At 40.3% G+C, this 6447-nt stretch carries 5 protein-coding genes and 3 pseudogenes; 6 read left to right on the top strand and 2 right to left on the bottom strand.

The window, feature by feature from the left end; all coding sequences use genetic code 11:
- Positions 1–84: 84 nt before the first annotated feature.
- From ACFFLE_RS00745 to ACFFLE_RS11215, 4 genes and pseudogenes are all read left to right on the top strand, one after another.
- Entirely contained in the window at positions 85–366 is a 282-nt protein-coding gene (locus ACFFLE_RS00745; RefSeq protein ID WP_380569273.1) for a hypothetical protein, read from the top strand.
- A gap of 9 nt (positions 367–375) precedes the next feature.
- The gene (locus ACFFLE_RS00740; protein ID WP_380569272.1) at positions 376–522 is read left to right on the top strand and encodes a hypothetical protein; all 147 of its coding nucleotides are present in this window, start codon (positions 376–378) and stop codon (positions 520–522) included.
- Between the two features lie 108 nt (positions 523–630).
- The gene (locus ACFFLE_RS00735) at positions 631–915 is read left to right on the top strand and encodes a hypothetical protein (protein WP_380569271.1); all 285 of its coding nucleotides are present in this window, start codon (positions 631–633) and stop codon (positions 913–915) included.
- A 132-nt stretch (positions 916–1047) separates the two neighbouring features.
- Positions 1048–2001, top strand: a pseudogene (locus tag ACFFLE_RS11215) (IS30 family transposase).
- A gap of 166 nt (positions 2002–2167) precedes the next feature.
- On the opposite strand, the gene ACFFLE_RS00715 reads toward ACFFLE_RS11215, so the two are convergent.
- Both ACFFLE_RS00715 and ACFFLE_RS00710 read right to left on the bottom strand, forming a co-directional pair.
- Positions 2168–3898: a GMC family oxidoreductase gene (locus ACFFLE_RS00715; protein WP_380569267.1), complete on the bottom strand. Its 1731-nt coding sequence runs from the start codon at positions 3896–3898 to the stop codon at positions 2168–2170.
- A gap of 28 nt (positions 3899–3926) precedes the next feature.
- A complete protein-coding gene (locus ACFFLE_RS00710) occupies positions 3927–4700 on the bottom strand; it encodes a gluconate 2-dehydrogenase subunit 3 family protein (protein ID WP_344700751.1) in 774 nt (257 codons plus the stop codon).
- A 353-nt stretch (positions 4701–5053) separates the two neighbouring features.
- Between ACFFLE_RS00710 and ACFFLE_RS00705 the strand changes: the two are divergent.
- A pseudogene (locus ACFFLE_RS00705) lies at positions 5054–6013 on the top strand (IS30 family transposase).
- 169 nt (positions 6014–6182) lie between these two features.
- Positions 6183–6447 (top strand): annotated as a pseudogene (locus ACFFLE_RS00700) (transposase); the annotation flags it as partial.

The raw sequence follows: 6447 nt of genomic DNA, 5'->3' as shown, positions 1-6447 counted from the left end.
ATGTTTAGCGAGTAACACACACTATAAGAAAAGGTATGCATTCATTTACACATAATTATTGACGGTCCCAGGAGTTTTTAAATTATGAATGAAAAAGCCACATATTCTCTTAATATATTGGTTGGCATTTTCTTCTTTATTTTTTATATTACAATTGTTAATGCCATACTTAATCAAGATATTCTTAGTTTCCCCTTTGTCATACTAACAATATATTTTTTTATTTCTATCTTCACACTAACTCCAGTTAGTACAGAACTTGGAGAAAAGACTAAAGATTGGAATCCTATTATTGCTAGTTATTCAATGATTGTTGCCTATTTGATATCCCCAATATGGGTATTAATAAAATCTTTCAAAAATTAGGAGTGATTTTTGTATAAGAAAATAATGCTTTCTCTAGCGATAACTTTAATCGCTTCCTCCGGAATTTTATCTAATGTGACTATGGCATCAGAAGTTGAAAATTTTACTGAAGAAGAAGTAAAAGAAGTAGATCGTACATCTCAATCAGAAATGTGACGTATAGTATCAAGAGAAGTAGAAACTCGTTTCCTGAATGTAAATATCCCGAAGCAAAAACTTTAAAAATAAAATTTTCAATTTTTTTGATTTTATAGGAGTGAGAAAATGGAAAATAAAATTATGAGATGGCTTAGTTTTATTATAGGGATATTCTTCTTTGCATTCTCCATAGTTATCATTGACTCAATTTTTTACAATGGCAGTTTTTTAGATTTCCCTTACATTCTACTAACTATCTACTTTTTCATTTCGACCTTCACTTTTCCTCTGGTCAGTATAGAGGCTGGTGAAGAAGCTCAAGACAAAAATATTTTTGTCAGAAGTAATTCCTTAATTGTTGCATATATTATCGCTCCAATTTGGATTGTATCAAAATATTTCGGAAAGTAGAGGGGAAAATATGTACAAGAAAATAATGGTGGATTTTATAATCAACTTAGCCACCTTTGATGCAAAAAACGCCATGTGAATTTCATGTTATATTGAAGTTAACCACAACTCTCAATAAAGGAATGAAATCACATGACGCAACTTTATGATACCACTGAATCCATCAAAGGAAAACACCTGACGCAAGATGAACGGGCACAAATCGCAATATTGAAGAGAGAGAACTACTCCAATCGTCAAATCGCAGAACGATTGGGCCGTGTGCCCCAGACCATCAATAATGAAATCAACAGAGGCACTGTGAAGCAGATGCGCCGTCAGAAACAGAACGGTAAAACGTATGATTATTACCATACCGTTTACGATCCCGACTCCGCACATGCCGCCTATATGGAAAACCGCAAACGCTGTGGCCGGCGCCCGAAATGGAGCCTGTCGGATGCCTTTGTGGATTGACCGACAGATCCTACGCACCAAGAACATGGCTCTGACCGAGAAGCTGCATCGCAACACAAAATCAAAACGTCGTAAAGCACCGGGTCACAAACGGAAAATGGAGCCATCCATCCGGATGCAGTGAATACCCGGGAGACATTCGGCCACTGGGAAATTGATACCGTCATCGGTGCCAAGCATAAGCATGATGCGGTGCTGCTCACACTCGCCGAACGGCAGACGCGGTTTGAAGTCATCCTGAAAATCGATGGTAAAGCCGCCCAGCCCGTCACGCAAGCAGTGGCATCACTGGTCGAGCGTGCCGGTGCGCATATGCCGTCACTGTTTCAAACCATCACGTCGGATAATGGTTCGGCGTTCAGTGCACTGTATGACACACTGAAAGCAGTGACCGATGTGTACTTCGCCCGGCCGTTTGCTTCACATGAACGGGGCACGAGCGAGAACCAACATAAGCTCATCCGCCGGTTCATCCCGAAAGGTCAGCCGATCTCTGAAATCAGCGACCGCCAGATTCAGAGGATCCAGCGATGGATGAATGACTATCCACGGAAAATCCTGGACTATCAGACGCCGCACGAGTGTTTCGTTAAAGCATTCAAGCAGACGCAATCGGCCCAGAGCGCCTAGTGTAAAATCGCCTCCGCCCCCGCGGGGGCGGAGGCACACTCATCACCATAGCACGTTCACAATATCTTGGATGTGGATATCGCAAGGTGGCTAACTTAAACTTGAAATTTACGATTATAATTTAGGATAAAAAATTATGATATTGATAAGCTAATCATTTTGTAGCTTAATCTTCTAGTCTCTCTTTATTTTTATAATAATTTATTATTCCTTCTGCGCACCGATAAGCGAGAGCACCTACCGTTCCAGTCGGGTTATTACCGGAATTATGCACAAAAGTGCTGGATCCTGCCACAAATAGATTATCACGATCCCAGTGCTGCAACCATGTGTTCACCACACTATTATCAGGATCTGTACCCATTGGAGTACCACCTGAAATATTTGTTGATTGATAAGGTACAATATCATAATCACCAAGGTCATCATTTTCTACTTCTATATGTTTTGCACCCATTTTTTCTACAATTTCTTTGCATTTTTCTGTTAGATATTTGTTCCTTGCATTATCTTGTTCTGTCCAATTATAAGTAAGCATTACTTGTGAGTTACCGAATGCATCCTTATAAGTATCATCTAAATCTAAATAGTGATTTTTGTGTGGCCCAGTATGAGCCATTGTATAAACCGTCAAAGTTCTGGCAAAATTATTAATTGATTCCTCTTTAAATTCTTCGCCCCATTGAGGAGTATCTTTGGGAATTGTATTCGTTAGAATAGGACGGACACCTGTTTGAGTGAAATGGATTGAACCACCGTGAATAAAATCAAGATCATCATGGTCAAAGTTATCTCCATTAAAATCATCTAAAAGCATGCCGAGAGCGCCTGCTCCCATGAATGTATTAAACTTTTCATCAAAGAAACCAGTAGCACCCAAACCCGTTTGATAACAATAATTACTGCCAAGTGTACCCTCTTCTGTTTCAGGATCATATTGTTTTCCAATATCAGAAACTCTAAGTAACTTATAGTTATTGAATAAGAAACTCGTTAATACAACTATATCTGCTGGTTGGAAAAATTCTTCACGTGTTTCAGTATCTATAAATTTAACACCGGTCACTTTTTCATTGTCCTCTTTGTCAGTAACTATTTCAGTCACATTGGAGTTATATCGGACTTCATGATTGCCAGTTTTTTCTGCAGTTCTCAAAACAGTAACATCTGGTGTTGCTTTTGCATCATATTCACATGCAAAACGTTCACAGAATCCACAATATTGGCATTGGTTTAAAGTTTCACCGTCAGGATTCTCATAATTCTGTGACATGTTAGCAGAAGGCATCATAATAGGGTTTAATTTTAATTCATTAGCAGCTTTTTCAAACTTCTCTAAAATTGGAGTCTTAACCATTGGAGGATTCGGATAAGGATTAGAACGTTTCTCACCCAGCGGATTCTTCTCACCGCTTATCCCAGTTGTTTTCTCAAATTTATCATAATACTTCTCCATCTCATCAAATGTAATGCCCCAGTCTCTGTAACGCAATCCAGAGTCTATACCAAGTTTACTTTCACCATATTTTTCTTCTGTCATAGTTTTTATTTTAAAATCATAGGCCATATATCGATCAGTTTGACCATTCCAATGTGTACCGGCTCCGCCTCGTCCGTTACCAGGTAAAAATGAACCTAGACGACGTACAGGTAGTGCGCGTTCATCAGGATTATTTCTAAACGTCAATGTTTCTATTGAAGTATCTTGCATCAACTCATAGCGTTGAGCATATTTTAGTTCATCATGCACATGCTGGTAATCATCTGTGTCACGATAGGGTCCTCTTTCTAAACTTTTTACCTTTAAACCTTCTTTTGAAGTTTCCGCTGCTATAATACCGCCTGTCCATCCTGCGCCTATGGTCACAACATCAACTTTGTCCAATTCTTTTACCATTTTGTAAACCTCCTAAATAATTAAATACTTAGCTAAAATTAGGTTTAGGTTCGATATCTTCAAATCCATCACTATCGATGACATCTAAATAGGAATGTTGATGACCAGGGAACTGCTTCATTTTCCATCCAGCCATACCTCTATTTCCTCTATAAATAGGATCGGAATATACGCCTTCTAATGTAGCTTCACGTAATAATTTAAAGAAGAATCCCGAAGTAGCTGTACTCCTAGGGACACCGAAATCTACTTCATCTTTTTCAAAATCTTTTAAGATATCATCTTGTTGTTTTCCATCTAATTTACTGAAAGAATCATCATGACGTTGTTTTGCCTCGTCTTGAAGTTTTTCAATCCCGAGTCGGAAATATGATGCTCTGTTTAAACTGGATTGATAACCCTGTGTGGGTTTTCCTTCATAGAATGGACCCTGCATATATTCTCTAGAATTTAAACCGTACGCTCCTGCAAGTTGTCCATCTAAATAATATGCTGCTCCAAGTTCTTTGGCCCCTGGGCCAATATCAGACTTTGGAAATATCCTTTCCATTGCTGCTTCAATAGTTTCAAACTCTTCGTCATTACTGAAAAAAATACGTCCTTGATCTGGGATATTTAACTTGTCTTCAGATTCTGTTGAGCCTCCCGTGTCACTATCTTTAACTCCTTCATTAACATCCACATCGCTGTCGATATTAAAACCGACTAAACCACCTAATAAACTTCCACCCACAATACCACCAGTAGCAATTCCTGTTGTTTTCAAGAAATCTCTTCTTGAGAATTGTTTTTCATCAGACATAATTTTACCCCCCATATCTTTTCATAAATTACAGTAATTGTATCATCTTTTTGATTTTTTTGAAAGTTTATCAATGACGGCATTAAAGATGGTTCATTTTCAATTCTTTAAATGACATCTTTGCATTGAATAAGGGTTCAAATAGTAATCTGATAAACTAAAAAAGCTTATTCTTAATGCTAATAGCGCATATCTTGAATAAGCTCAGTAAAAATATCGCCTTGATAAATGCATGGTAATAATAAATATACATACCTCGCCGATTGTAAAATTAAGCTAGACACATAGAAAGAGCCACTCGTGATACACTCAAAATGGTTTTCCAACCAAAGAAAACATAGGAGTGATCACGAATGACCGACACCCATCTCAGCACGGATGAACTGGTCATCATAGAATCCTACTTTCATCAGAACATCCCTGTTTCAAAAATCTCGAAACGGGTCTGCCGGGCCCGACAGACGGTCCATAATGTTGTGGCTTTTTTCAGAGCCGGCCACAGCGCATTGGACTACTACCAGCGCTACAAGGCAAACAAGCAGCGCTGCGGCCGGAAACGGACAAGACTGCCAGCGGACCAACACGCATATGTGACAGGAAAAGTGGCCCAGGGCTGGACACCGGATGTGATTGCCGGCCGGCGTGACCGTAAGATACAGTGTTCCAGCCGCACATTGTACCGCATGTTCAAGCGTAAGGACTTTGATGTGTCCACATTGCCAATGAAAGGCAAAAGAAAACCCAACGGTCATAAGGAACGCCGGGGGCGACAGACGGTCCGGCGCAACATTTCAGAAAGGGTGAACGACTATCCAGCGTTCAATAAAGAATTCGGCCATCTGGAGGGCGACACTATTGTCGGTGTGCGACATAAAAGCGCCGTCATCACGCTGGTTGAACGGCTATCGAAAGTCATCATCACATTGAAACCTGAAGGTCGGACGGCCAAAGATATCGAAACTGCCATCAATAGGTGGTGTCACTGGGTGCCGAGAAACCTGTTCAAGTCCATCACGTTTGACTGCGGTAAAGCATTCTCCAACTGACAGTCGATGAGTAATCGAAATGACCTGGCCATCTACTTCGCCGATCCGGGCACACCGTCACAACGCGGGCTGAATGAACATTCCAATGGTCTGCTCAGAAGGGATGGACTGCGTAAAGATATGGATTTCAACACAGTCGACCACGCTTTTATCGCATCGGTCGCTGCAAGAAGAAACCATATACCGAGAAAATCATTGAACTACCGAACACCATTGGAAGTATTTTTGAGTTACATGGGTGAAAAAGAACTGTCTAGCTTATTTTGACAAATGAAACCTTTAAGAATTTCTTATCTAATATTGTATTGTTATCATTTTTTATAGTGTACAACGACTATAATTTTCTACTTAAATATTATTTTCCTCGCTACTTAGACGTAAGATTGAGTTTTTTCCAACCATATAGGCTGCGTAAACCCCCATAATTGCCATTGCCGCCCAGCCCGTCACGCAGGCAGTGGCATCGCTGGTCGAGCGTGCCGGTGCGCATATGCCGTCACTGTTTCAAATCATCACGTCGGATAATGGTTCGGAGTTCAGTGCACTGTATGACACACTGAAAGCAGTGACTGATGTGTACTTCACCCGGCCGTTTGCTTCACATGAACGGGGCACGAGCGAGAACCAACATAAGCTCATCCGCCGGTTCATCCCGAAAGGTCAGCCGATCTCTGAAATCAGCGACCGCCAGATTCAGAGGA

Source organism: Salinicoccus siamensis (genome assembly GCF_042429615.1).
Classification (GTDB): domain Bacteria; phylum Bacillota; class Bacilli; order Staphylococcales; family Salinicoccaceae; genus Salinicoccus; species Salinicoccus siamensis.
The sequence above is the reverse complement of the archived record's forward strand: the minus strand, read 5'-3'. Positions and strand labels throughout refer to the sequence as shown.

Bases quoted from the DNA above. Each gene is read 5' to 3' on its own strand.
- ACFFLE_RS00745 (WP_380569273.1), top strand. From the start codon at position 85: ATGAATGAAAAAGCCACATATTCTCTTAATATATTGGTTGGCATTTTC.
- ACFFLE_RS00735 (WP_380569271.1), top strand. From the start codon at position 631: ATGGAAAATAAAATTATGAGATGGCTTAGTTTTATTATAGGGATATTC.
- ACFFLE_RS00715 (WP_380569267.1), bottom strand. From the start codon at position 3,898: ATGGTAAAAGAATTGGACAAAGTTGATGTTGTGACCATAGGCGCAGGA.
- ACFFLE_RS00710 (WP_344700751.1), bottom strand. From the start codon at position 4,700: ATGTCTGATGAAAAACAATTCTCAAGAAGAGATTTCTTGAAAACAACA.